This window comes from Sulfitobacter sp. HGT1, assembly GCF_013282155.1.
In the GTDB taxonomy this organism is placed as follows: Bacteria; Pseudomonadota; Alphaproteobacteria; order Rhodobacterales; family Rhodobacteraceae; genus Sulfitobacter.
On record NZ_BLWI01000002.1, the window covers coordinates 223,714 to 247,445 of the forward strand.

Here is a 23,732-nt window from a genome sequence, read left to right on the forward strand (position 1 = left end):
TGTTGCGTTAAGCTTAATATGTGCTTGCGCCAATTTGCGCATCGCAATCGCGCGCAAACCCCCTATATCAGAGGCAGTAGGAGAGAAAATGAAACCTGTGATAGCCCTTGTTTTTGCTGGATTGTTTGCGTCCGTGCTGTCCGCACAAACCCCGACAGAACCACCCGCCCCGGTGCTGTTTGCACCGGCAGATATGGCAGATTTGAGTGAATTCCACTGGAAAAAAAGGCCGGTTCTGGTCTTTGCAGACAGTCCAGACGACCCTGCGTACCAAGAGCAGATGGAATTGTTAATGGAACAGCAAGAAGATTTGCTGGCCCGCGACGTCATTGTGTTAACCGATACAGACCCCGCCGCCCGCAGCCCGTTGCGGCTGAAAATGCGGCCACGCGGGTTCATGCTGGTGCTGGTCGGCAAGGATGGCGACATCAAACTGCGCAAACCGCGCCCTTGGGACGTGCGCGAAATCACCCGCAGCATCGACAAGATGACGATCCGGCAACGTGAAATCCGCGATGCCAAGGAAAAATCCGGAAAGATATTCGACTGACACGCCCCCATAGCCCACCTCACCGGCACAGCGTGAACCGCTGGGCCGATGGGGTGAAATATGGGTGCGTCAAAGGCCATCGGGTCTATTCAAACTCGATGATGATATCATCGACAGCCAGACTGTCGCCTGCGCTTGCGTTGATCTTGAGAACGACGCCCTTCTTCTCGGCGCGCAAAATGTTCTCCATCTTCATCGCTTCGATGGTGCAGAGGTTCTGGCCCTCCTGAACCTCGAAACCGACTTCGACGTCGATTTTGACGACCAGACCGGGCATGGGGCACAACAACAGCTTGGACGTGTCCGGTGGCAGTTTTTCCGGCATCAGGCGTGCCAGTTCGGCCTGACGCGGGGTGCGCACATGCACCTTGAGGTCGGCCCCACGGGCGCGCACACGGAAACCGCCGGAAATCTTGCCGACCTTAAAGATCAGCGGCGCATCATCGACGGTCATCGTGGCCAGTTGATCGCCCGGCGTCCAGTCGCCCGATACGCGCATGGCATGGCCATCCTCGAAGGTGACCGTCGCACCTTTGGGATCGGCGTCGATATCGACATCATAGGATTGCCCCTGAATGGCGACATTCCATGCGGTACCCACCTTGCGTTCGTGGTTGTCCATCCGGCCCGAAACGCGGGTCCGGCGGATTTCGCCAACCCGGTGCATGGCAGCCGTTGCAGCGGCAATGCGGCGCAATTCGGTTTCGGGCAGCTCAACCCCGCTAAAGCCGTCGGGGTATTGTTCTTCGATAAAGGCGGTTGTCATGTCGCCCGCGATAAAGATCGGGTGATCCATCACGGCAGACAGGAACGGCAGGTTGTGCCCGATGCCCTCGACCTCAAAGCTGTCCAGCGCCACACGCATGGCTTCGATCGCTTCGGCGCGTGTTGGGGCCCAGGTGCACAGCTTGGCAATCATGGGGTCGTAATACATGCTGATCTCGCCCCCTTCATAGACGCCGGTATCATTGCGCACGGCCATCGCACCACTGGGGGCATCGCCTTGCCATTTGTCATTTGTCAGCAACGGACCGGCCGCGATTTCCATCGGTGGGCGGTAGCGGGTCAGACGACCGATGGACGGCAGGAAGCCGCGATACGGGTCTTCGGCATATAGGCGGTTTTCGATGGCCCAGCCGTTCAGCTTTACATCGTCCTGTGTGATCGTCAGCTTTTCGCCATTGGCCACGCGGATCATCTGCTCAACCAGATCGACGCCGGTGATCAGTTCGGTGACGGGATGTTCAACCTGCAAACGGGTGTTCATCTCGAGGAAGTAAAAGTTCTTGTCGCCGTCCACGATGAATTCGACGGTCCCTGCCGAGGCATAGCCAACCGCTTGGGCCAATGCGACGGACTGTTCGCCCATGGCCTTGCGCGTGGCTTCGTCCAGGAAAGGCGATGGCGCTTCTTCGACGACCTTTTGGTTGCGGCGCTGGATCGAACATTCGCGTTCGCCCAGATACACGCCATTGCCATGGGCATCGCACAAAACCTGAATTTCGATGTGGCGCGGTTGGGTTACGAATTTCTCGATAAAGATGCGGTCATCGCCAAAGCTGTTGGCGGCTTCGTTCTTGGAGGACTGGAACCCCTCGCGGGCCTCTTCGTCGTTCCATGCGATGCGCATGCCTTTGCCGCCGCCGCCCGCAGATGCCTTGAGCATCACCGGATAGCCGACTTCGTTGGAGATTTTCACCGCCTCGTCTGCGTCTGCGATCAGACCCATATAGCCGGGCACGGTTGAAACGCCCGCTTCCTGAGCGATCTTCTTGGAGGTGATCTTGTCGCCCATCTTCTCGATCGCGCCAACTGGGGGGCCGATAAAGGCGACACCGGCGGCGGACAGCGCTTCGGCGAATTTGGCGTTCTCGGACAGGAAACCATACCCCGGATGCACCGCTTGTGCGCCGGATTCCTTGACCGCTGCCATGACCTTGTCGATCACGATATAGGACTGGTTGGCAGGGGGCGGGCCGATGTGGATCGCCTCGTCTGCCATTTGAACATGCAGCGCTTGCGCGTCTGCGTCCGAATAGATGGCGACGGTCTGGATGCCCATCTTTTGCGCGGTCTTGATAACACGGCAGGCAATTTCGCCGCGGTTGGCGATCAGGATCTTATTGAACATGGGCTGTCCTTTTGGGTCTTGAGGAAACGGAAAAACCCCGCATCAGCACAGGCTGAGCGGGGTCGGTATTTTGATATGGTGACGCGCTGCCGGGGGCGGCAGCACTGTCGGTCAGATTAGTTGCAGCGTACGGCACCCGACTGGCAGGCAAGCACGTTTGCGCCGGCACCGATGGCTGCACCCTGAAGCAAGCTGCCGCCTGTAAGGACGGCTGCACCAGCGCCGACGGCACCGCCGCCAAGGGCTTGTTCGCCAATGGTGTCACCGCAAGCGGCAAGGCCTGCACAGGCTGCGAGGGCAAGAGTGATGTTCTTGAATGACATGGGGGGCGTCCTTTTGATCTGCTCATCATTGCGTTTAGATTACGTGACTTAACGCGCATGTAGAGCAAATGTTCCCCTTCAGCGACCGAATTGCCAAGCCTGTTCGGAAACAGAGGCGAAATCCTGCTTGCTGCGGGGCGGTTGTCCGCCGATGTGACCCATGCAGACATCATCTTCAATCCTCGAACGCGTCAGGGAAAGACGCCCGTGCAAGGCCTTCTTTGATGACCAGCAGGGCTTCGTAATCTTCGGGGTCAAAGGGGTCCTGGGCCGGGACGACCTCGCGACCAAAGAGCCATGACAAACGGCCCGCGTCCAGATTGCCGCGCTCGAAAGGTTCGTCGCCGAAACATTCCCAAAGCGCAGCCATGAAGGCCGTATCCGCACGCCGGTCAACCGACTTGCGATCCGAGCGGCGCTCGCGGCGGGTCAGCGGTGTCACCCCTTTGGGGTTGGCGCGACGGATTGTAAATTGAAAGTCCGAACCGGGCATACGCCCCGGAAAACCGCGATGTTTCAGCATGATGGCCCCCAGACTACAGGGATCATGCACGGCGTTGTTTGGGCAGGATGGGTGAGGACAGGCGCAACCGCCTGCCCCCGGCAAGTCTTACTTGTACTTGCCTGTGTATACTGGCTCAACCGAGATTGGCTCGGGTGCAACCACAACATATTCTTCTTGCTGCTTTGGTGCGCATGCCGAAACGGCTGCGATAAGGCCGAATGCGGCCAACAATGTAATGCTCTTGGACATTTAAGTCTCCTGTCGCTGTTTGAAGGGCCTGACACTGCCTCATGCCAATTCGACCCCGTTTTTACGGTAAGGGATACTTGGGTATTCCTTGGGCAAATAATACCGCAGTTGCGGCCCATTGGATACGGGTCGCGTTTCAATCGGCGAAATTGTGACTCCAAAGCCGCAGTTGTGCGACCGGTCACAGGCCGCCGCGCAAGATGTTGTGGTTGCATTACAAAGCCTCCCAGATACAGGTGCCATTTTTCAGGCGATATGCTTCGAAAAACTGTGTCGCGCCGGCGTCGGCCGCACCGAATTCAACCGCCCGGTCTGCCAGCGAAATCACAATCACGTCGCCCGTCAGCGCATACTGCGCCATGTAGGGGATAGCCAGCGTATCACAGAGCACCTTCATATCCGGCCCCGCCGCGTCATAGCCGATGGTGCCCCCGTTTCGGGCGATCTGCGGGGCGATAAACCTGAACCGCAGCCAGGTTTCATCGCCCATCTGATCCACAAGAACCTCTTGCAGATCGACGGGCTGGCCAGACGGCACATCAACCGCCAAGGCCGATGTCGCAGCCAGGATCAGGGCGGCGGCCAGTTTCATCTGGCCCCCAACCCTGCCCGTGCAGGCATTGGTCTTTGTGTGTGATCAACGAACGGTTTCACGCGTTTCTCCTGTCGCGCCAGAGATTCTATGCCTTCGGCGAGGATATTTAAGAGCCAGAGAAGTTAGAGCGGGATGTTGTCGTGCTTTTTCCACGGCATTGTTTTTTGCTTGTTGCGCAATGATGCGAAGGCGCGGGCGATGCGTTTGCGGGTCATGCGGGGCTGGATGACCTCGTCGATGAAACCACGTTCTGCCGCAACAAAGGGGTTGGCAAAGCGCGTTTCATAATCCGCCGTGTGGCGGGCGATTTTTTCGGGGTCTTTGAGATCGGCACGGTGGATGATTTCGGTGGCACCCTTGGCCCCCATCACCGCGATTTCGGCTGTGGGCCAGGCATAGTTGAAGTCCGAGCGCAGGTGTTTGGACGCCATAACGTCATAGGCACCGCCATAGGCCTTGCGGGTGATCACGGTCACCATCGGCACTGTTGCCTCGCCATAGGCGAAGAGCAGTTTGGCACCATGTTTGATCACGCCGCCATATTCCTGGCTGGTGCCGGGCAGGAAGCCGGGCACGTCGACCAAGGTCAGGATCGGGATTTCAAAAGCATCGCAGAAGCGTACGAACCGCGCGGCCTTGCGCGAGCTGTCGATGTCGAGACAGCCTGCCAGCACCATCGGCTGGTTGGCAACAACGCCGACGGTGCGGCCTTCGATGCGGATAAAGCCGGTCAGGATGTTCTTGGCAAAGTTTTCCTGAATCTCGTAGAAATCGCCTTCGTCCGCCAGTTTGTGGATCAGCTCTTTCATGTCGTAGGGGGTGTTGGCGTTTGCGGGCACCAGCGTGTCAAGCGATGCCTCGATCCGGTTCGGGTCGTCAAAGAACGGGCGGACGGGTGGCTTTTCACGGTTGTTGGCAGGCAGGAAGTCGACCAGGCGGCGCACTTCGGCCAGCGCTTCGACGTCGTTTTCAAAGGCCGCATCCGCCACCGAGGATTTGCGTGTATGGGTCGAGGCCCCGCCCAGTTCTTCGGCAGTGACCTGTTCGTTGGTCACGGTTTTCACCACGTCAGGGCCGGTCACGAACATATAGGATGTGTCTTTGACCATGAAGATAAAGTCGGTCATCGCAGGCGAATAGACCGCGCCGCCCGCACAGGGCCCCATGATCACGCTGATCTGGGGGATCACGCCCGAGGCTTCGATATTGCGCTGGAAGACTTCGGCGTAGCCCGCCAGCGATGCCACGCCTTCCTGAATACGCGCGCCGCCGGAATCGTTGATGCCGATCACAGGTGCACCGTTCTGGATTGCCATATCCTGAATCTTGCAAATCTTTTGCGCATGCGCTTCGGAGAGCGAGCCGCCGAACACGGTGAAATCCTGACTGAACACATAGACGAGGCGGCCGTTGATCGTGCCCCAGCCTGTGACCACACCATCGCCTGCGGGCTTTTGGTTCTGCATGCCGAAATCGGTGCAGCGGTGGGTTACGAACATGTCGAACTCTTCGAAAGACCCTTCGTCCAGCAGCAGATCGATCCGTTCACGGGCAGTGAGCTTGCCACGGGCGTGCTGCGCATCGATGCGCTTTTGCCCCCCGCCAAGGCGGGCTTCTTCGCGACGGTCTTCGAGCTGTTCTAGGATATCTTTCATGACGCACCTCTGTTAGATTTCCCGCATACTATCCAGAGTGGCTGCACAACCAAAGCGCCTTTTAGCAAATTTGCAAATTATATACAGAGCAATATGTGCAAACTGCAAATTTGGAAAGTGTGAGGAAGATCATAGACAACATACAACCACAGGCATAAGTGCATTTGCATGAAAGACGATAACACCGTCCAATTTCTGGACAAAACCAGCCCCCCGCATCTGTCGACGCTGATCCTGTTGTCCGGGATTGGTGCGCTGGCAATGAACATGTTCCTGCCCAGCCTGCCGGCCATGGCCGAGTATTTCGGGACGGAATATGCGGTGATGCAATTGTCTGTGCCGCTTTATCTGCTTTTCAGCGCGGGGTTGCAGCTGATCATCGGGCCTGTGTCCGACAATCTGGGGCGGCGCAATGTGCTGCTGTGGGGGTTGGTGATCTATATGGTCGCGACGCTGGGGTGTATCTATGCGCCCACGACCGGCGTTTTCCTGATGTTCCGTTGTGCGCAGGCCATTGTCGCGGTGACCATGGTGCTCAGCCGCGCCATCGTGCGCGACATGTTCACCCAAGACAAAGCGGCGTCGATGATCGGGTATGTGACCATGGGCATGGCGCTGGTGCCGATGATTTCCCCTGCCGTTGGCGGCTTGCTGGATCAGGCATTCGGCTGGCAGGCGACGTTCTGGGCGATGTTTGCTGTTGGCGGGATCGTCTTTGCACAGGTGTGGTTTGATCTGGGCGAAACATCGGTGCGGTCGGGCAAGACCATGCGCCAGCAGTTCCGCGAATACCCCGAACTGCTCAAATCGCCGCGCTTCTGGGGATACTCGATGGCGGCGGCCTGTTGTTCGGGTGCCTTTTTCGCCTATCTGGGCGGCGCGCCTTTTGTGGGCAGCGAAGTCTTCGGCATGGAACCTGCCGAGCTTGGCCTTTATTTCGGTGCGCCTGCGGTTGGCTATTTCGTTGGCAACTTTATCACCGCGCGGATGGCCACCACATGGGGCGTCAACACGCTGGTGCTGTGCGGGTGCCTTGCCAATGCGCTCGGGGGGTCCGTATCGCTGCTGATCTTTTTGGCAGGCTACGGCAGCCCGGTGACGTTCTTTGGCATGATGACGCTGGTCGGTCTGGGCAATGGGTTGTGTATCCCCAATGCGACGGCGGGCCTGTTGTCGGTACGCCCGCATCTGGCGGGCACCGCATCGGGATTGGGCGGCGCTGTCATGATCGGCGGCGGGGCCGGCCTTAGCATTCTGGCGGGGTCTTTGCTCAGCAAGGAAACAGGGGCCTATCCGCTGCTTTTGATCATGCTGTTGACCGCAGCGGCAGGGGTTGTATCGATCCTGGTCGTGATCCGCCGCGAAAAAGCGTTGGGGATCAGCTGACCACGGCGCTTGCAGCGCCAAGTTTGCAAAGCTAGGGTCGGGGGACATCGCAAATTTGCAAAGGCCCTGATCTGCATGGCAACCCAAAAGCTGTACGCTGGCGCGAAACTGCGCGAATTGCGCACCAAGATTGGTAGCACGCAAAAGAACTTTGCCGCCAAGCTGGGCGTGTCCCTGCCCTATTTGAACCAGATGGAGAACAACAACCGTCCCGTCAGCACGACAGTGGTTCTGGCGCTTGCCTCTGAATTCGGGATGGACGTGACCGAACTGTCCAGCGGAGACAGCCAGCGCCTGGTCAGTGACATGCGCGAAATCCTGTCCGACCCCTTGTTCGAAGGCGACACCCTGCCCCTGGCCGATCTGCAACTGGCCGCATCCAATGCACCGGGGCTGGCCCGCGCCTTTATCAAGCTGCACCAAAGCCATCGGCAGACCCATGAACGCCTTGCCTATCTGGACGAGGCATTGGGCCGCGAAGATGCCCGTGCCTCCCCCAGCCCCTGGGAAGAAGTGCGCGATTTCTTTCACTATTGCGACAATTACATCGACGCAGTTGACCGCGCCGCCGAACATTTCGCCCGTGCCCATAGCGATGGAAAAACCCTCAAGTCGGCAGCGATTGCGGCCCTGACAGCCGTTGGCATCACGGTCAGCTTTGATGATGTGCCTGCCTTGCGCCGCTTTGAACCCGCCGCCGGGATTTTGCACATTTCGTCGCGTGCCCCGCAAGAAACCCAGCTGTTTCAACTGCTGTTCCAGACGGCGATGATCCGGCAGAACGACCTGCTTGAAGCGACCCTTGATCTGGCCCGTTTTCACAGCGGTGCCGCGCGTGACATCGCCAAGATCGGGCTGGCCAATTATTTCGCCGGTGCCGCGCTGATGCCCTACCAGACCTTTCTGGCCAAGGCGCAGGAATGCCGCCATGATCTGGAAATTCTGGCGGGGCAATTTGGCGCGTCAATCGAACAGGTCGCGCACCGCCTGTCGACGCTGCAACGCCCCGGATCAAAGGGAATTCCGTTCTTTTTCGTGCGTGTCGATCAGGCCGGTACAATCACCAAACGCCATTCTGCCACACGGCTGCAATTTGCGCGGTTCGGCGGGGCCTGCCCGTTGTGGAATGTGCACAGCGCGTTTGAAACACCGGGCCGTTTCCTGCGCCAGCTTGCCGAAACGCCGGACGGGGTGCGCTATATCTCTCTGGCGCGGGACATCTCGAAGCCGGCGGGTCGCTTTGGCGCACCGGTGCGACGGTATGCTATTTCGCTGGGCTGCGAGGTGCGCCATGCCGCGGCCATGGTCTATGCCGACGGGATGGACACCAGCCGCGCATCGGCCTTTGAACCTATCGGGATTTCCTGCCGCATCTGCGACCGCAAAGGCTGCCACCAGCGGTCTGTGCCGCCGCTTGAACGGCAGTTGGTCGTCGATCCCGATCTGCGCGATGTGCTGCCCTATCAGGTGAAGTGATCAGCGCCGCGCGGCGCGCCACCCGGCGGCGCGGGCCTCGCTTGCGGAACAAAACCAGCGTTCGCCTTTATCTGTACGGATCGAGGTGCGTTGATAATCCCGCTGCCCGACCACATGGAAAATCCGCGCGCCTTTGGCGCTGATGTTGCCCTTGATCGTGCAACCGTTCTGCCCCACCTGCGCCGGTGTTTTGGCAGCCGCCGTCTGTGCGTCGCGTTTGCCCGCGCGAAATTCCGAAGGACGGATCAGGCGATAGGCATGGATGCCACGGCCCGCCCGGATCGCGGCCTTTTCCACGGCAACGTAATCGCGGGAATATTCTGCAAAGGCAAAGGCCAAGCCGCTGGCGACAAGGCTTTGCCCCACATCCACATTGCCCACAATACAGCGCGCCACACTGCGACCATAACGATCTGTATCGACTTGTTTGCACACTGCCTGCTTGCCCCGATAGGCATCGCGCACCTGCTTGGTCACGAAGGACCCACAGCGCAGTTCGGTCCCGCCCGCATCGGTGCAGGTCTGGTCCCCTTCGGGGGCATCAATGCCGAAAAGCCGCACGCGCGTCCCGCCCACGTCAAACGTATCGCCGTCAATGACATGGATGGTGCCCGTAATACGCTTTTCGGCAGCATGTGCAGCGGGGCCGAGGACAAAAATGACCAAGGCAAGGGTCAGGTGTAAACAGAATTTTAACATCCACCATGACTGGAGCGTTTGAGCGCCCCAATCAATGACATTTGTTAACTTTAGTTAATTTTCTCTCGAACCGCAGCCCGCCTAGCGTTGGGACGTCTGCCAATCGGGATGGATCCAGGGTTCGTCATTCGACGCGGCCAAGGGATCATGCCCCAGAATATGATCGGACATCTTTTCACCCACCATGATCGACGGCCCGTTCAGGTTGCCATTGGTGATGCGCGGGAAAATCGAACTATCCGCAACGCGCAAGCCTTCAACACCGATCACCCGGCCTTGGGGGTCCACAACCGCATCCGGATCATCCGCACGTCCCATCCGGCAGGTACCACACGGGTGGTAGGCGCTTTCGGCGTGGTCGCGGATAAAGGCGTCCAGCTCGTCATCGGTTTGCACATCGGCACCGGGCTGGATTTCCCCCTTCACAAAGGGCTTGAAGGCGTCTTGCGCAAAAATCTCGCGGGTCAGGCGTATGCAATTGCGGAACTCCTCCCAATCGCGGTCCTGCGACATATAGTTGAACACGATTTTCGGCGCATCGGCAGGATCACCCGACCGAAGCGAGACCGCCCCGCGAGATGTTGACCGCATCGGGCCGACATGGGCCTGAAACCCGTGCCCCTCTGCCGCGGCCTTGCCGTCATAGCGCACGGCAATGGGCAGAAAATGATACTGGATATCCGGGTATTTGATCCCAGCTTTGGACCGGATGAACGCCGCCGATTCAAACTGGTTGGACGCGCCCAGACCGGTCTTGGTGAACAGCCATTGCGCGCCGATCATGGCTTTGGACACAAGGTTCCAGTGCTTATAGAGCGTAATCGGCTGGCTTGCGGCCATCTGGATATAAAGCTCCAGATGATCTTGCAGGTTCTGGCCCACGCCAGCACGATCCGCGACCACCTCAATGCCATGTTCCGCCAGATGCGCGGCAGGCCCGATGCCCGACAGCAACAACAGCTTGGGCGAATTGATCGACGACGCGGCAAGGATGACCTCTCCACTGGCGCGCAACACTTGGGTCTTGCCGCCACGCAACACTTCGACACCCACGGCGCGGCCGTCCTCGATCACCACGCGCTGCGCGAGGGCGCGAATGATTTCGACATTGCCGGTCTTTTGCGCAGGCCGCAGATAGGCATTGGCCGCAGACCAGCGCCGCCCGCCAAAGACGGTTTGCTCCATCGGGCCAAAACCCTCTTGCTTTTCGCCGTTGTAATCGTCGGTCGCCTCGTAGCCGGCCTGTTTGCCAGCCTCGACAAAAGCCTTGAACAACGGGTTCTTGCGCGGGCCACGTGACACATGCAGCGGGCCGTCCTTGCCGCGCCATTCGGCATCGCCCCCGTGGTTGCCGCCATGCCAGTGTTCCATGCGTTTGAAATAGGGCAGCACATCGGCATAGCCCCACCCATCGGCACCCTGTTCGGCCCAATGGTTAAAATCCTCGGCGTGGCCGCGCACATAGACCATGCCATTGATCGACGATGACCCGCCAATGACCTTACCGCGCGGGGTTGCCAGACGGCGGTTGCCCAGATGCGGTTCGGGTTCCGATGAAAAACCCCAGTCATAGGTCTTCATGTTCATCGGATAGGACAAGGCCGCCGGCATCTGGATGAAAGGCCCCGCGTCGGTGCCGCCATGCTCGATCACCAAAACCTTGCGCCCGGCCTTGGCCAGACGATAGGCCATCGCACAACCGGCGCTTCCCGCGCCAACAATAATAAACTCGGCTTGCATCCCAGCTCCTTCTCGTGAGTCTCAGGCGGGTCAAGGATGCCGTCAGGCACCGCGCATCTGCGCGGCTTGTCCTTGAGGCGCATGGGACTCGCACCTTAAAATTGATCAGGTGACTTGAGGATCAGACTGATCCCTCAAGCACCTCTCAGCAAACAGACGGCCCGCCCCCTGCACCCACTCCGATCAAAAATCTGGGCTCAGGGTGCATCACGCGCCAAATATCGAATGCGCGTCAGCGCTCCTTTGGATCACACCCGCTTTAGAACGGGGCCTCCATATCGCCCATGCGCACATAGACGGATTTCAACTGGCTATAATGTTCGATCGCCGCCTTCGAATTCTCACGCCCGACGCCCGAATTCTTCATGCCGCCAAAGGGGGCTTCGACGGGGGCGTCGTTATAGGTGTTGATATAGCAGGTGCCCGCCTGAAAATTCGCCGCAACGCGGTGGGCGCGGGTCAGATCGCGGGTGAACACGCCGGCGGCAAGGCCAAATTCCGTGTCATTGGCGCGGGCCATCACGTCGTCTTCGTCAGTGAAATCCAGCACCGACATGACGGGGCCAAAGATTTCTTCGCGCGCGATGGTCATGTCGTCGGTCACATCTGCAAAGACGGTCGGCTGCATGTAGAAGCCCTTGCCGTCGATCGCCTCTCCGCCATAGACCAGACGCGCGCCCTCGGCCTTGCCCTTTTCGATATAGCCAAGGGTGATGTCCAGCTGACGTTTCGACACCATCGGGCCAAAGCTGGTGGCAGGGTCCATCGGGTCGCCGATCACCGCGCCCTCCAGCCGTTCGGCCAGACGCCCGAGGAACACTTCCTTGATGTCGGCATGCACGAAGACCCGCGTGCCGTTCGAACAGACCTGACCCGAGCTGTAGAAGTTGCCCAGAATCGCGCCGCTGACAGCGTTTTCGATATCGGCGTCTTCGAAGACGATGATCGGGGATTTACCGCCCAGTTCCATCGTGACGTGCTTCATCCCTTCTGCGGCGGCGGCATAGACCTTGCGGCCTGTGGGCACCGATCCGGTCAGCGATACCTTGTCGACGCGCGGGTCAGTGACCAATGCGGCCCCCACGTCGCCCATGCCTTGCACAACATTATAAAGCCCCGCAGGCAGACCCGCCTCGAACAGGATCTCGGCGACTTTCAACGCGGAAAGGGGTGTTGTCTCGGAGGGTTTAAAGATGATCGAATTGCCGCAGGCCAGCGCGGGTGCGCCCTTCCAGCAGGCGATCTGCGTGGGGTAATTCCACGCACCGATGCCAACACACACGCCCAAGGGTTCGCGGCGGGTATAGACCCAGTCTTCGCCCAGTTGGATATGTTCGCCGGTCAGCGTCGCGGCCAAGCCGCCGAAATATTCCAGCGCATCCGCTCCGCTGGTCGCATCCGCCACGGATGTTTCCTGATAGGGTTTGCCGGTGTCATAGGTCTCAAGGATCGACAGGTCGTGATTGCGTTCACGCATGATATCGGCGGCACGGCGCAGGATGCGGCCCCGTTCGGTGCCGGTCATGGCGGCCCATGCGGCCTGGGCTGAACGTGCAGCCGTCAGCGCCTGTTCGATGATGGCAGGCGTCGCGGCATAAACCGTTGCGATCTTTTCGCCGGTCGCAGGATAGATCACCTCGATGGGCGTGCCATTGGTGTCTTCGACATAAGAGCCGTTGATAAAGTGGCTGGCGGTAGGTTGGGTTTGCATAGTTCTCTCTCAATTCGGTTCTGCGCCCCGCGCGGGGCCGGAAAGCGTCTACTCCCCGCGGGGGAAGCGCTTGTTTTCTTCCAGAACATTCAAGTCCATGTGGTTGCGCATGTATTGCTCTGACGCCTTGCGCAGGGGTTGGTAATCCCACGGATAATAACCCCCCTTGCGCAACGCCTCGTAGACCACCCAGCGGCGGGCCTGGCTTTTGCGCACATCGGCGTCAAAGGCATCCAGATCCCAGCGGGCATCAGCTTTGGCGCGCAGGGTCTGGCGCGTGCCCTGATGGGCGGGTTCTTCGGCCAGATTGGTCAGTTCATGCGGATCGGCGTCCAGATCGAACAGCTGATCGGGGTCCAGCGTGCAGCGGTTGTATTTCCACTTGCCATAGCGCAGCGATACCATCGGGGCTTGCGTGCCTTCGGCGGCATATTCCATCGCGACGGGTTCGGTACGTTCAACCCCCTGCCCCATGGGCACCAGCGACTGGCCCGTTGTCCATTCCATCACCTCGTCCATCGACACGCCCGCCAGATCGCACAGGGTCGGGCAGACGTCGATATTGCTGACGGGGGTCTCGTGCAAACCGGGCTCCATCTGCGGGGCCGCGATCATCATCGGCACGCGGGACGAGCCTTCGAAAAAGCTCATCTTGAACCAAAGGCCACGTTCGCCCAACATATCGCCGTGGTCCGACACAAAGACGATGATCGCCTCTTGGCGGGTGTCCTCGAGGGTTTGCAAAATCTCGCCGATCTTGTCGTCAAGATAGCTGATGTTGGCGAAATACGCTTGCCGCGACCGTTTGATGTGATCCTCGGTAATGTCAAAGCTACGCCAGTCATTGGCATCAAAGATGCGTTTGGAATGGGCGTCCTGCGCGTCATAGCCCAGATCAGAGACCTCGGGCAGCAGATGATCGCAGTCGTTGTACAGATCCCAATATTTCTTGCGTGCCACGTAAGGGTCATGCGGGTGGGTAAAGCTGACCGTCATGCACCACGGGCGGTCGTCAAGACCGCGTGACAGATCGTAAATCTTGCGCGTTGCCTCAAAGGCGACGGCATCGTCATATTCCATCTGGTTGGTGATTTCGGCCACGCCCGCACCTGTGACCGACCCCATGTTGTGATACCACCAGTCGATCCGTTCCCCGGGTTTGCGGTAATCGGGCGTCCATCCGAAATCGGCGGGGTAAATGTCGGTTGTCAGACGTTCCTCGAACCCGTGCAGCTGATCGGGACCGACGAAATGCATCTTGCCCGACAGGCAGGTGTGATAGCCCGCACGGCGCAGGTGGTGCGCATAGGTCGGCACGCTTGACGGAAATTCCGCCGCGTTATCATAGACACCCGTGGCGCTTGGCAATTGGCCCGACATGAACGCCGCACGCCCCGGCGCGCAGAGCGGGCTGGCGGTATAAGCGTTCTTGAAACGGGTGGACCGTGCCGCCAGTTTCTTGAGGTTTGGCGCGTGCAGCCAGTCTGCCGGCCCATCGGGGAACAGCGTGCCATTCAACTGGTCGACCATCAGGATCAGGATATTGGGTTTGGTCATGGTTTGCTTTCGATCAGGGTGTTCAAAAGGGACAGCGCTTGCGCACAGGCGGCAGGCGCACTGCCTTTGTCGGACAGGGCGGCACGCAGATACAGTCCGTCGATCAGCGCGGCGAGAGTTTCGGCGTCCTGTTCAGGCCGGGCCGAAATCGGCCGCAGCGCGTGGGTCAGGTTTGACCGCAGGCGCGCCTGATAGACGATCAGCAAGCGATAGGTTTCGACATTGGTGCGCGACGACGCGTATAGCGTCATCCAGGCGCTGACCGTCGCCGGATCAAAGCAGCTTTCGTCAAAGCTGGCCCTGATGATCGCCTCGGCGCGGGCGATGGGGGTATTGGCCTTGCGCAATTCGCGCCGTACTTCGGCGGAATATTCCGACAGAATATAGCGCATCGCGGCAAGAAATATCTGATCCTTGCCGCCGAAATAGTGATGGGCCAGGGCCTTTGACATGCCTGCACGGCGCGCGATCTGGTCAACGGTAACATCCAGTGACTGCGCGGCCCCGATTTCGGCTATCGTCGCCTTGACCAGCGCATCACGCCGGATCGGTTCCATTCCAAGTTTGGGCATTGTCGGTCCTCAACGTTCCCGGCATCCACGATTCCGGCTGTTAAGACAGACTTAGGGTTATTGACCCGCGAGTCAATAACCCGCAGGTGGCTGGCACTATGCGCCCCAACGCGTTGCGCAACGATAAAGACGGTTAAAGTTTTGTCGCAGGGCTGGCCGGGGTGATCTGGCGGTTCAACATCGCCTCGCGCCAGGTGATAAAGGTCACCGAAGCCAGAATGACAAAGCCGCCAAAGATAACCCAAATATCGATCGGCTCTGCAAAGACGACCGCGCCAAGGGCCGTGGCCCAGACCAGTTGCAAAAACGTGACCGGCTGGGTGACCGTCAGCGGTGCCGCAGCAAAAGCCAGCGTCATGGTGTAATGCCCCGCCGTGGCAAAGCAGGCGACAGTGGCAAGGATGCCCAGCTCCTGCATCGTCGGGGCGATCCAGACGGGCAGCGCAAAGGGGGCCAGCATGAGCGTCACAAACAGCGACATCATCGCGACCACCACCGATGGCTTGACCTCGTCCGCAAGCACCTTGGCCAGCAGATAGGCCCCGCCAAACACCACCGCAGCGATCAGCATCGCATAATGCCCGCCAGCCAGTTCGCGAAACCCCGGCCGCAGGATGATCAGCGCCCCCATCAAGCCAAGCGCAACCGCAACCATCCGCCGCATTGCCAGCGTCTCACCCAGAAACAGCGCTGCACCGATGGTCACATATATCGGCGCAAGATAATTCATCGCGGTGACTTCGGCGATGGAAATGCGGGTCATCGCATAGAACCACAAGATCACGCCAATGCCGTGCAAGCCGCCGCGCACACTGAACAAGGCCCATTGCCGCCGTGTCAGATGTGCCGCCCGCAAGGCCCCGATGGCGGGCAGCAGAAACACCAGCCCAAAGCCGTATCTGATGAATGCCGCCTCGGCCGAGGGCAGCCTGGGCCCCATATATTTCACCAATGCCGTGACGCAGATGAACAAAAGCCCTGTGACAACCATCCAAAAGATGCCGGCGACAGGTCGGTGGGGGTATGCGGTGCTCATGGGCTATACATTCCTGAAGCGGGGGGCGATCACAAGGTCACATCAACAACAGTTTGGCCGCGATCGCCCACATGGTCACCGCAATCAAGCCGTCAAGGATCTGCCAACTGCGCGGTCTGGCAAACAGCGGGCTCAGCAGACGCGCGCCGTAGCCCAGACCAAAGAAGAACACGAAACTGGCGCTTACCGCCCCTGCCCCGAAGGCCAGCCGGTTATCATATTGCGCCGATATCGACCCCAGCAACACCACCGTATCAAGATACACATGCGGGTTCAGCCAGGTCAGCGCCAACAGCGTCAGGATCGTGCCGCGCAAGGTCTGGGTGTTGATCCCTTCGGCCTCAAGTGCGGCCCCCCCGCGCCATGCAGACATCGCGTTGCGCGCGCCGTACCAGATCAGAAACGCCGCCCCGCCATAGCGCATCACCGGTTCGAACCACGGCAGCGCCTGCCCCAAAGCGCCAAACCCCGCGACACCCGCAGCAATCAGCATCGCGTCGGACACAGCACAGGTCAGACAGACCCAGAACACATGGCTTTTGCGCAAACCCTGCCGCAAAACAAAAGCGTTCTGCGCACCAATCGCCAAAATCAATGTCAGGCTTAATGCGAATCCGGGCAGAAAGGCGTTCATCTCGACCTCTTTGAAACAGACCGTCTGCCTAACATGAAACATTAAATCCGCAAACGAAAACGGTGGTTTAGCCGGATTTCACGGGTTAACAGCGATTTTTTTCAACCGCGCATGAAACAAATGCGTGATCTGGTGCGTAACTACTAGCGAAACCGAACAACAAGACCTATCTGCCCCCCAATGCAATTAAGGAACGATGTCATGTCAGACGAAAAACAGAAGCTGGAAATCAGCCAGGAAGAATTGACGCTTATCGAAGCGGCACTTCACACTCAGGCTAAAATTCTGGGCGTTCAGGCAAGCGCCGGCGGTTCAAAGGCATTGGCCCGCCTGAACGACGTCAAACGCGCCTTGACAACGATCACCCAGCAAAAGCCCGCCGCAAAGGTGGAAAAAAACCGCAAGACAGGCGTATTTTTCAGCATGTCGCGGATGTTCGGCTAAAGCCAAAACCAGATAGGTCACGAAAAAGCCGCCCCCGGTCACCGGGGGCGGCTTTTTTGCGCCTTGTGGAAAGGTCGGATTATGCCGCGCGGCTCAAAGCTGCGCCATCACCTCGTCAGAGGCTTCAAAGTTTGTGGTGACCCGCTGCACGTCATCGTCATCTTCCAGCGCATCAATCAGCTTCATCAGCTTTTCCATGCCTTCCAGATCCATTTCGGTGGTGGTGGTCGGACGCCACACCAGCTTGGTGCTATCTGATTCACCCAACTCGGCTTCCAAAGCCGTGGCAACATCGTTCAGATCCGTATCAAGACACCAGATGACATGCCCGTCTTCGGTGCTTTCCACATCTTCGGCACCGGCCTCGATCGCGGCCATCATGACGGTGTCGGCGTCACCAACCTCGGCGGGATAGGTGATCTCGCCCTTGCGGTCGAACATGAAACCGACGCTGCCGGTCTCGCCCAGATTGCCACCGTTCTTGGTGAAAGTTGAGCGCACCACCGATGCCGTCCGGTTGCGGTTATCGGTCATGGCTTCGACGATGACGGCCACACCATTGGGGCCATAGCCCTCATAGCGGATTTCTTCGTAATCCTCGCCCTCGCCCGCCGAAGATTTCTTGATCGCGCGGTCGATCACGTCCTTGGGCACCGAAACCGATTTGGCTTCCTTGATCGCCAGACGCAAACGCGGATTTTTGTCCGGATCGGGGTCGCCCATTTTGGCCGCAACGGTGATCTCTTTCGACATCTTCGAAAACACCTTCGCGCGCAACTTGTCCTGACGACCTTTACGGTGCTGGATGTTTGCCCATTTTGAGTGGCCTGCCATGGTAACCTCGTGTGCGTAATTCCTGAACTGTGGCCTTATAGGCCAGCGTTTGCCCGCGAACAAGCCACGCCGCATGACTCCCGCCAACTTCTCTGGCTCACAAATATCCTCGGGGGTTTGGGGGCAGACAGCCCCCATCGCGACTGCTAGGTCTAAAGCCCGCTTCCCAATTTCAGGCACGCCCCCCAATGACCCAAGACCAGATCATCCTTTTTACGCTTTTTGCAGCCGTCTTTGGCATGCTGCTATGGGGCCGCTTCCGCTATGATCTGGTGGCGTTTTCCGCCTTGATGATCGCGGTCGTGCTGGGCGTGGTGGACAGCAAAGACGCATTCGACGGCTTCGGCCACCCCGCAACCCTGATCGTCGCCCTTGTCCTGATCGTATCCGCGGGGTTGGTCCGCTCGGGGGCGGTGCTGTTGATCACCCGCACCATGGTAGACGCGTCCCGCCGCCTGGGTGCGCATATTGCGTTGATGGGGCTGATCGGCGGCGTCTTATCCGCGTTCATGAACAACGTCGCGGCCCTGGCCTTGCTGATGCCGGTGGACATTCAAACCGCACGCAAGGCGGGGCGCAATCCGGGGCTCAGCCTGATGCCGCTCAGCTTTGCGACAATTCTGGGCGGGATGGTCACGCTGATCGGCACACCGCCCAATATCATTATCGCCTCAATCCGGCAGGAATCGCTGGGCGCGCCATTTGGCATGTTCGACTTTGCCCCCGTGGGCGGGATCGCGGCGATTGCGGGGCTGGCTTTTGTTGCCCTGATCGGCTGGCGCTTGATCCCCGGCCGCGACGATAGCGCGCTCAAACCCGAAGACCTGTCCCAATATATTGCCGAGCTGACGGTGCCCGAAGGCAGCAAGCAAATCGGCAAACGTCTGGCCGAACTGCAAGATGTCGCCGACAAATCCGACGTGGTGATCCTTGGCCTGATCCGCGAGGGCCAGCGCGTTTACGGTCAGGCCCGCAACGTGGCCTTGCAAGCCGGTGACGCGCTGGTGCTGGAGGCCACGCCAGACGCGCTTGACGAATTCCGCAGCACCCTGAATTTGCTTGTCGCCGACACCACACGCCACGACCTGCTGCATGCGGATGGCGAAGGCGTCGAGATCATCGAGGTGGTCGTGCCCGCCGAGTCCCGCCTGAACGGGCGCTCGGCCCAAACGGTCGGCCTGGCATGGCGGCAGCGGTCGGTACTGCTGGGCATTTCCCGACAAGGCAAAAAGATCACCGCCCAGCTGCGCAAAACCGAATTGCGCGCCGGTGATATCCTGCTGCTGCTGGTGCCCCGCGACACGGCGGCCCATGTGGTGGAATGGCTCGGCGTATTGCCTCTGGCGGATCGCGGCCTGGCAGTGACCGAGAACAGCAAGGTCTGGCTGGCCATCGGGTTGTTTGGCGGGGCCGTGACGGCGGCCAGCTTTGGGCTGGTCTATCTGCCCGTGGCCCTGGGATTGGTCGTCGTGGCCTATGTGCTGGCCAGGATCGTGCCCTTGTCAGAGCTATACACCCATATCGAATGGCCCGTCGTCGTGCTGCTGGGGTCGATGATCCCGCTGGGTGCCGCGCTGGAGACATCAGGCGGCACCCAGCTGATCGCCGGTGCCCTGGTCGGGCTAACCGAAGGCATGCCCGCATGGATCGTTTTGACGGTTTTGATGGTCGTGACGATGACCTTGTCGGATGTGCTCAATAACACGGCAACGACCATCGTGGCCGCCCCCGTCGGCATCCAGATGGCCCAGAGCTTGAATGTCTCGCCCGATCCTTTTCTGATGGCCGTCGCTGTGGCGGCCTCCAGTGCGTTTCTCACCCCGATCGGGCATAAGAACAACACGTTGATCCTTGGACCCGGGGGGTATTCCTTTGGGGATTACTGGCGCATGGGGTTGCCGCTTGAGATCATCGTCGTCGCGGTGTCCATTCCGGCGATTTTGGTGTTCTGGCCGTTGTGATCTGGCCCCCACGCATAGCATAAATTGAGGGCCAGCCCCCACACACAGCACCACGTGGGGGCCAGCCCCCACACCCCCGGGATATTTCCGAGCCAGAGAACGGGGGGCGAGGCGTTCTACCAGATGAGGGGGATGATCGCCGAGACGATCACGGACATTGTCAGGTTCAGCGGGATGCCGATGCGCATGAAATCGGTAAATCTGTAGCCGCCGGGGCCGTAGACCAGCGTGTTGGTTTGGTAGCCGATGGGTGTCGCGAAGGCACAGGAGGCTGCGATCATCACCGCAACCACCAGCGGGCGCGGGTCCATCCCAAGGGCCGCTCCGAGGCTGATGGCAATGGGCGTCATGATCACGGCCACCGCATTGTTCGAGACGATCTCGGTCAGGGTTGTGGTCAGCAGGAACACCGCAAAGATCACATAGAACGGCGAGAGCGTCCCCAGAAACGGCGCGATCGTGTCGACGATCAGGCTGATTGCGCCCGAGTTTTGCAGCCCGGCCCCAATGGCGAGCATCGAAAAAATCAGTGCCAGCAGCCGCCCGTCGATGAAGGTGAAGGCCTCGTCTGCATCGATGCAGCCCGTGGCCAGCACAAGCGCCACGGCAATCACCGCCAGCAGCAGAATGGGGGCCACGTTCAGGGCGGCAAGAATAACAATGCCCGAAAGGGCCGCAATAGCGATCGGTGCATGTCCGCGGCGGAACGCGCGTGCAGAGGGGTGCGACACGTCAACCATATCCATATCGGAGGCAAGCCGTTGAATATCGGCCATCGCCCCTTCGAGCAGCAATGTATCGCCGACTTTTACGATCAGTTCATCCAGTTGCCGCCCGATGTTCTGGTTCCGGCGGTGGACCGCCAGCGGATAGACCCCGTAGCGGCGGCGCAGGCGCAGCGCGCCCAGCGAGCGGCCGACCATTTTGCAGCCCGGTGTGATCAGCACTTCGACCGTCGAGGTTTCAACCGCCGACACCTGGTCAACGCGTTTGAGTTCCTTGTTGGCTTGCAGGCTGAGCAGTTCTGTCATCTGCGTGCGCAAGACCACGCGGTCGCCGACCTGGAGCTGAACCGCGCCAAGATCGCGGCGCAGCGACTGGTCGCCGCGCACCACGTCGATCAGCCGCACGCCTTCGCGTTTGAACAGTTGCACGTCCAGAACATCACGGCCGATCAGGTTGGATTCAGGTGGGATCACGGCTTCGGTAAAGAACTTCATCTTCGAGCGGTCGGTCAGCATAGACGCCATGCTGTCACGGGCGGGCAGAAGTTTGGGCGCGAAGACCGCCATGTAGATCAGGCCCCAGGCACAGACCACAAGGCCAATGGGCAGGATTTCGAAAATGCCAAAGGGCTCAAGGCCCTGGGAGCGCGCCACACCATCCACCAGCAGGTTGGTCGAGGTCCCGATCAGGGTCAGCGAGCCGCCCATGATCGCGGCATAGCTGAGCGGGATCAGCAGTTTGGATGCCTTGGTGCCCAAGGTCTGGCTAAGCTGCACGACAACCGGGATCATCACCACCACCACAGGTGTGTTGTTCATAATCGCCGAGGCCGCCATGACCGCGATAATCACCCCCACCACAGCCGTTTTCGGATGGGTTTTCGCATAGCGTTCAGCCAGCCGCGTCAGCACGTCCAGCGCGCCTGTGCGCACCAGCGCGCCCATCACGATGAACATCGCCGCAATCGTCCAGGGGGCCGAGTTTTGCAGCACCGCCTGTGCGTCGTCATAGGGCAGGATGCCAAGGACCAGCATCACGGCGGCCCCTGTCAGTGCAACCACCTCGGTCGGGAGGGACTCGCGCAGGAACATGATGAACATGACCACAACAATCGTCAGCGCAAGGATCGCAGAGGTGCTTTGCGACAGATTGAGAAAATCCATTCGGGGTGTATCCAGCCTATCCGAGGGGTATAAATCAGAGGTCAGTGTCGCCGATTGCAGCCGCTTGGGCAAGCGCCGCTTTGGGCCTTGGCTGCACCAGATACAGGCCGGCAAACATCATAGCAAGCGCGATCCAAAGTGTCGGCGCATAGGTTTCGGACAGGATGATCTTGGCCCAAATCAGCCCGAAGCCGGTCACCAGATAACTGACCTGAACGGCAAAGACAGACCCCGCCCGCCCCACAAGCCACATGTATCCGGCATAAACGACCACATGCACCAGAGAGGACACCACCAGCGCACATTGCGGCAGATCCCACGGCGGGGTCGGATCGATGAACTGGCCGGTCATCAGCGTCACGGGCAGCAGCAAAACCGCCCCGATCAGCGATGCGCCTTGCAGCACCTGAAACGCGTCCAGATCAAGGGTGCCCCATTTGGCGATGATATTGCCCTCGAACGCATAGCAAAGGCCCGCGATCAGCCCGATGAGGATCCAGATGACCGGCAGGTTCATGGACATCGCCGTGCCCGGTGCCACCAGCAGCAACACCCCCGCCAGCCCGCAGGCCAGCCCGCCAAGGCGGCGAAAGCTGAAATGGTCGAGCCCCATGGCCAGCGCGACCGGAAAGGCGAACATCGGCACCAGGCTTAGCAGCAGCGACAGGACACCGGATGGCAGCCAGACCGCCGCTTGATACGAGGCTGAATTCGGCAGCACCGTGCCGATCACCGCGAGGATCAGGTAGAGCCGCAGATAGCGCGGGCCGAACGGCAGGGGTTTGCGCCGTGCCGCGTTGATCGCCGTCATGAACACGGCACCGATCACCATCTGCCAGAACACCAGCCCGAAATGCTGATAGCCAGTGCTGACCGAAATCTTGGTCAATGGTTGGGTAAAGCCCCAGCCCGCCCCCAGCACCGCCAGAAACGCGGTGTAAAAGGCTATCTGGCCGCGTGTCACGGGGCGCTTTGTTGCAGCTTGCCGCCTTGGCGCACGGGGACGATGCGGGTCGCCTTGCCGGTGCGGTCATCGGTTTCGATATAGACGCCGGACAGGGTTGCCTCTTCGTTGGCGGGGGTAAAGCGGTCTTTGGGCATGCCGGTGATAAAGCGGCGCAAGGGTTCGGTTTTTTCCATCCCGATAACGGAATGGTAATCGCCGCACATGCCTGCATCAGTCAGATAGGCGGTGCCGCCGGGCAGGATCATCGCGTCGGATGTGGGCACATGGGTGTGGGTGCCCACGACAAGGCTGGCGCGCCCGTCGCACCAATGGCCCATCGCCATCTTTTCCGATGTCGCCTCGCAATGCATGTCGACAATGATCGCCGATGCCAGACCGCCAAGCGGATGGGATTTCAACACAGGCTCAAGCGCGGAAAACGGGTCGTCAAAGGGCCGTTTCATGAACACCTGACCAAGGGCTTGCGCCACCAGAACCTTGCGCCCGTTTTGTGCCGTGAACAGGCGCGCGCCGCGGCCCGGTGCATTTTTCGAAAAATTCAACGGCCGGATAATGCGCTGTTCCTGTTCGATAAAGCTGAGCATGTCTTTTTGGTCAAAGGCATGATCGCCCAGCGTCAGACAATCTGCGCCCGCATCAAGCAGGGTTTTGGCATGCAGGCCGGACAGCCCCATGCCCGAAGTTGCATTTTCGCCGTTCACCACGATGAAATCGAGCTTCCAGTCCTTGCGCAGACGGGGCAGGTTTTCACTGATTGCACGGCGGCCGGCACGGCCCATGACATCGCCAAGAAAGAGTATTTTCATGCCCCCAGCGTT

General features: G+C 59.7%; 22 protein-coding genes. 5 read left to right on the top strand and 17 right to left on the bottom strand.

What is annotated here, in order from left to right; translation table 11 throughout:
• Positions 1–88 precede the first annotated feature (88 nt).
• Positions 89–550, top strand: a complete 462-nt coding sequence (locus HGT1_RS03205) for a DUF4174 domain-containing protein (RefSeq protein ID WP_176248535.1) — start codon at positions 89–91, stop codon at positions 548–550.
• Positions 551–635: 85 nt separating this feature from the next.
• On the opposite strand, the gene HGT1_RS03210 is transcribed toward HGT1_RS03205, so the two are convergent.
• From HGT1_RS03210 to HGT1_RS03235, 6 genes are all read right to left on the bottom strand, one after another.
• Positions 636–2,681 (bottom strand): acetyl/propionyl/methylcrotonyl-CoA carboxylase subunit alpha, encoded by a 2,046-nt coding sequence (locus HGT1_RS03210; protein ID WP_176248536.1) that lies wholly within the window; start codon positions 2,679–2,681, stop codon positions 636–638.
• 116 nt (positions 2,682–2,797) lie between these two features.
• The gene (locus HGT1_RS03215; protein WP_176248537.1) at positions 2,798–3,004 is read right to left on the bottom strand and encodes a hypothetical protein; all 207 of its coding nucleotides are present in this window, start codon (positions 3,002–3,004) and stop codon (positions 2,798–2,800) included.
• Between the two features lie 175 nt (positions 3,005–3,179).
• Complete coding sequence (locus tag HGT1_RS03220; RefSeq protein ID WP_176248538.1) at positions 3,180–3,527, bottom strand: hypothetical protein; 348 nt, start codon at positions 3,525–3,527, stop codon at positions 3,180–3,182.
• Positions 3,528–3,614: 87 nt separating this feature from the next.
• Entirely contained in the window at positions 3,615–3,758 is a 144-nt protein-coding gene (locus tag HGT1_RS03225; protein ID WP_008226068.1) for a hypothetical protein, read from the bottom strand.
• Positions 3,759–3,972: 214 nt separating this feature from the next.
• Positions 3,973–4,350, bottom strand: coding sequence for a DUF6497 family protein (locus tag HGT1_RS03230; protein ID WP_176248539.1), 378 nt, complete (start codon positions 4,348–4,350; stop codon positions 3,973–3,975).
• A 125-nt stretch (positions 4,351–4,475) separates the two neighbouring features.
• A complete protein-coding gene (locus HGT1_RS03235; protein ID WP_176248540.1) occupies positions 4,476–6,008 on the bottom strand; it encodes an acyl-CoA carboxylase subunit beta in 1,533 nt (510 codons plus the stop codon).
• 168 nt (positions 6,009–6,176) lie between these two features.
• Here HGT1_RS03235 and HGT1_RS03240 point away from each other — a divergent pair, with 168 nt between their 5' ends.
• Together HGT1_RS03240 and HGT1_RS03245 are read left to right on the top strand one after the other, a co-directional pair.
• Positions 6,177–7,394, top strand: a complete 1,218-nt coding sequence (locus HGT1_RS03240; protein WP_176248541.1) for a multidrug effflux MFS transporter — start codon at positions 6,177–6,179, stop codon at positions 7,392–7,394.
• 75 nt (positions 7,395–7,469) lie between these two features.
• Entirely contained in the window at positions 7,470–8,870 is a 1,401-nt protein-coding gene (locus HGT1_RS03245; protein ID WP_176248542.1) for a short-chain fatty acyl-CoA regulator family protein, read from the top strand.
• On the opposite strand, the gene HGT1_RS03250 is transcribed toward HGT1_RS03245, so the two are convergent.
• The 7 genes from HGT1_RS03250 to HGT1_RS03280 all read right to left on the bottom strand — a co-directional run bounded on the left by HGT1_RS03250 (position 8,871) and on the right by HGT1_RS03280 (position 16,819).
• Positions 8,871–9,569: a thermonuclease family protein gene (locus HGT1_RS03250; protein WP_176248543.1), complete on the bottom strand. Its 699-nt coding sequence runs from the start codon at positions 9,567–9,569 to the stop codon at positions 8,871–8,873.
• Between the two features lie 81 nt (positions 9,570–9,650).
• The gene (betA, locus tag HGT1_RS03255; protein WP_176248544.1) at positions 9,651–11,309 is read right to left on the bottom strand and encodes a choline dehydrogenase; all 1,659 of its coding nucleotides are present in this window, start codon (positions 11,307–11,309) and stop codon (positions 9,651–9,653) included.
• A 259-nt stretch (positions 11,310–11,568) separates the two neighbouring features.
• Positions 11,569–13,020, bottom strand: a complete 1,452-nt coding sequence (gene betB, locus HGT1_RS03260) for a betaine-aldehyde dehydrogenase (protein ID WP_176248545.1) — start codon at positions 13,018–13,020, stop codon at positions 11,569–11,571.
• A 48-nt stretch (positions 13,021–13,068) separates the two neighbouring features.
• Positions 13,069–14,577 (bottom strand): choline-sulfatase, encoded by a 1,509-nt coding sequence (gene betC / locus HGT1_RS03265; RefSeq protein ID WP_176248546.1) that lies wholly within the window; start codon positions 14,575–14,577, stop codon positions 13,069–13,071.
• Complete coding sequence (gene betI / locus HGT1_RS03270) at positions 14,574–15,149, bottom strand: choline-responsive transcriptional repressor BetI (protein WP_176248547.1); 576 nt, start codon at positions 15,147–15,149, stop codon at positions 14,574–14,576. The genes betC and betI overlap by 4 nt, the downstream gene beginning before the upstream one ends.
• A gap of 133 nt (positions 15,150–15,282) precedes the next feature.
• Positions 15,283–16,185, bottom strand: coding sequence for a DMT family transporter (locus HGT1_RS03275; protein ID WP_176248548.1), 903 nt, complete (start codon positions 16,183–16,185; stop codon positions 15,283–15,285).
• Positions 16,186–16,222: 37 nt separating this feature from the next.
• Positions 16,223–16,819: a LysE/ArgO family amino acid transporter gene (locus HGT1_RS03280; protein WP_176248549.1), complete on the bottom strand. Its 597-nt coding sequence runs from the start codon at positions 16,817–16,819 to the stop codon at positions 16,223–16,225.
• 201 nt (positions 16,820–17,020) lie between these two features.
• On the opposite strand from HGT1_RS03280, the gene HGT1_RS03285 reads away from it, so the two are divergent.
• Complete coding sequence (locus tag HGT1_RS03285) at positions 17,021–17,263, top strand: hypothetical protein (protein ID WP_176248550.1); 243 nt, start codon at positions 17,021–17,023, stop codon at positions 17,261–17,263.
• A gap of 93 nt (positions 17,264–17,356) precedes the next feature.
• Here HGT1_RS03285 and HGT1_RS03290 read toward each other — a convergent pair whose 3' ends face one another.
• On the bottom strand, positions 17,357–18,097 hold the full coding sequence (locus HGT1_RS03290; protein WP_176248551.1) for a YebC/PmpR family DNA-binding transcriptional regulator: 741 nt from the start codon (positions 18,095–18,097) through the stop codon (positions 17,357–17,359).
• Between the two features lie 188 nt (positions 18,098–18,285).
• Here HGT1_RS03290 and HGT1_RS03295 point away from each other — a divergent pair, with 188 nt between their 5' ends.
• Complete coding sequence (locus HGT1_RS03295) at positions 18,286–20,058, top strand: SLC13 family permease (RefSeq protein WP_176248552.1); 1,773 nt, start codon at positions 18,286–18,288, stop codon at positions 20,056–20,058.
• Between the two features lie 116 nt (positions 20,059–20,174).
• On the opposite strand, the gene HGT1_RS03300 is transcribed toward HGT1_RS03295, so the two are convergent.
• From HGT1_RS03300 to HGT1_RS03310, 3 genes are read right to left on the bottom strand one after another with little or no spacing between them, the layout of a single operon-like run.
• Positions 20,175–21,947, bottom strand: a complete 1,773-nt coding sequence (locus HGT1_RS03300) for an SLC13 family permease (protein ID WP_176248553.1) — start codon at positions 21,945–21,947, stop codon at positions 20,175–20,177.
• Positions 21,948–21,981: 34 nt separating this feature from the next.
• Positions 21,982–22,911: a DMT family transporter gene (locus HGT1_RS03305; RefSeq protein WP_176248554.1), complete on the bottom strand. Its 930-nt coding sequence runs from the start codon at positions 22,909–22,911 to the stop codon at positions 21,982–21,984.
• Positions 22,908–23,720, bottom strand: coding sequence for a TIGR00282 family metallophosphoesterase (locus tag HGT1_RS03310; protein ID WP_176248555.1), 813 nt, complete (start codon positions 23,718–23,720; stop codon positions 22,908–22,910). The genes HGT1_RS03305 and HGT1_RS03310 overlap by 4 nt, the downstream gene beginning before the upstream one ends.
• Positions 23,721–23,732: the final 12 nt, after the last annotated feature.

Bases quoted from the DNA above. Each gene is read 5' to 3' on its own strand.
- HGT1_RS03220 (WP_176248538.1), bottom strand. From the start codon at position 3,527: ATGCTGAAACATCGCGGTTTTCCGGGGCGTATGCCCGGTTCGGACTTT.
- betI (WP_176248547.1), bottom strand. From the start codon at position 15,149: ATGCCCAAACTTGGAATGGAACCGATCCGGCGTGATGCGCTGGTCAAG.
- HGT1_RS03205 (WP_176248535.1), top strand. From the start codon at position 89: ATGAAACCTGTGATAGCCCTTGTTTTTGCTGGATTGTTTGCGTCCGTG.
- HGT1_RS03275 (WP_176248548.1), bottom strand. From the start codon at position 16,185: ATGAGCACCGCATACCCCCACCGACCTGTCGCCGGCATCTTTTGGATG.
- HGT1_RS03225 (WP_008226068.1), bottom strand. From the start codon at position 3,758: ATGTCCAAGAGCATTACATTGTTGGCCGCATTCGGCCTTATCGCAGCC.
- HGT1_RS03310 (WP_176248555.1), bottom strand. From the start codon at position 23,720: ATGAAAATACTCTTTCTTGGCGATGTCATGGGCCGTGCCGGCCGCCGT.
- HGT1_RS03240 (WP_176248541.1), top strand. From the start codon at position 6,177: ATGAAAGACGATAACACCGTCCAATTTCTGGACAAAACCAGCCCCCCG.
- HGT1_RS03285 (WP_176248550.1), top strand. From the start codon at position 17,021: ATGTCAGACGAAAAACAGAAGCTGGAAATCAGCCAGGAAGAATTGACG.
- betB (WP_176248545.1), bottom strand. From the start codon at position 13,020: ATGCAAACCCAACCTACCGCCAGCCACTTTATCAACGGCTCTTATGTC.
- HGT1_RS03280 (WP_176248549.1), bottom strand. From the start codon at position 16,819: ATGAACGCCTTTCTGCCCGGATTCGCATTAAGCCTGACATTGATTTTG.
- betA (WP_176248544.1), bottom strand. From the start codon at position 11,309: ATGCAAGCCGAGTTTATTATTGTTGGCGCGGGAAGCGCCGGTTGTGCG.
- HGT1_RS03290 (WP_176248551.1), bottom strand. From the start codon at position 18,097: ATGGCAGGCCACTCAAAATGGGCAAACATCCAGCACCGTAAAGGTCGT.
- HGT1_RS03210 (WP_176248536.1), bottom strand. From the start codon at position 2,681: ATGTTCAATAAGATCCTGATCGCCAACCGCGGCGAAATTGCCTGCCGT.
- HGT1_RS03215 (WP_176248537.1), bottom strand. From the start codon at position 3,004: ATGTCATTCAAGAACATCACTCTTGCCCTCGCAGCCTGTGCAGGCCTT.
- HGT1_RS03230 (WP_176248539.1), bottom strand. From the start codon at position 4,350: ATGAAACTGGCCGCCGCCCTGATCCTGGCTGCGACATCGGCCTTGGCG.
- HGT1_RS03300 (WP_176248553.1), bottom strand. From the start codon at position 21,947: ATGGATTTTCTCAATCTGTCGCAAAGCACCTCTGCGATCCTTGCGCTG.
- betC (WP_176248546.1), bottom strand. From the start codon at position 14,577: ATGACCAAACCCAATATCCTGATCCTGATGGTCGACCAGTTGAATGGC.
- HGT1_RS03250 (WP_176248543.1), bottom strand. From the start codon at position 9,569: ATGTTAAAATTCTGTTTACACCTGACCCTTGCCTTGGTCATTTTTGTC.
- HGT1_RS03295 (WP_176248552.1), top strand. From the start codon at position 18,286: ATGACCCAAGACCAGATCATCCTTTTTACGCTTTTTGCAGCCGTCTTT.
- HGT1_RS03245 (WP_176248542.1), top strand. From the start codon at position 7,470: ATGGCAACCCAAAAGCTGTACGCTGGCGCGAAACTGCGCGAATTGCGC.
- HGT1_RS03235 (WP_176248540.1), bottom strand. From the start codon at position 6,008: ATGAAAGATATCCTAGAACAGCTCGAAGACCGTCGCGAAGAAGCCCGC.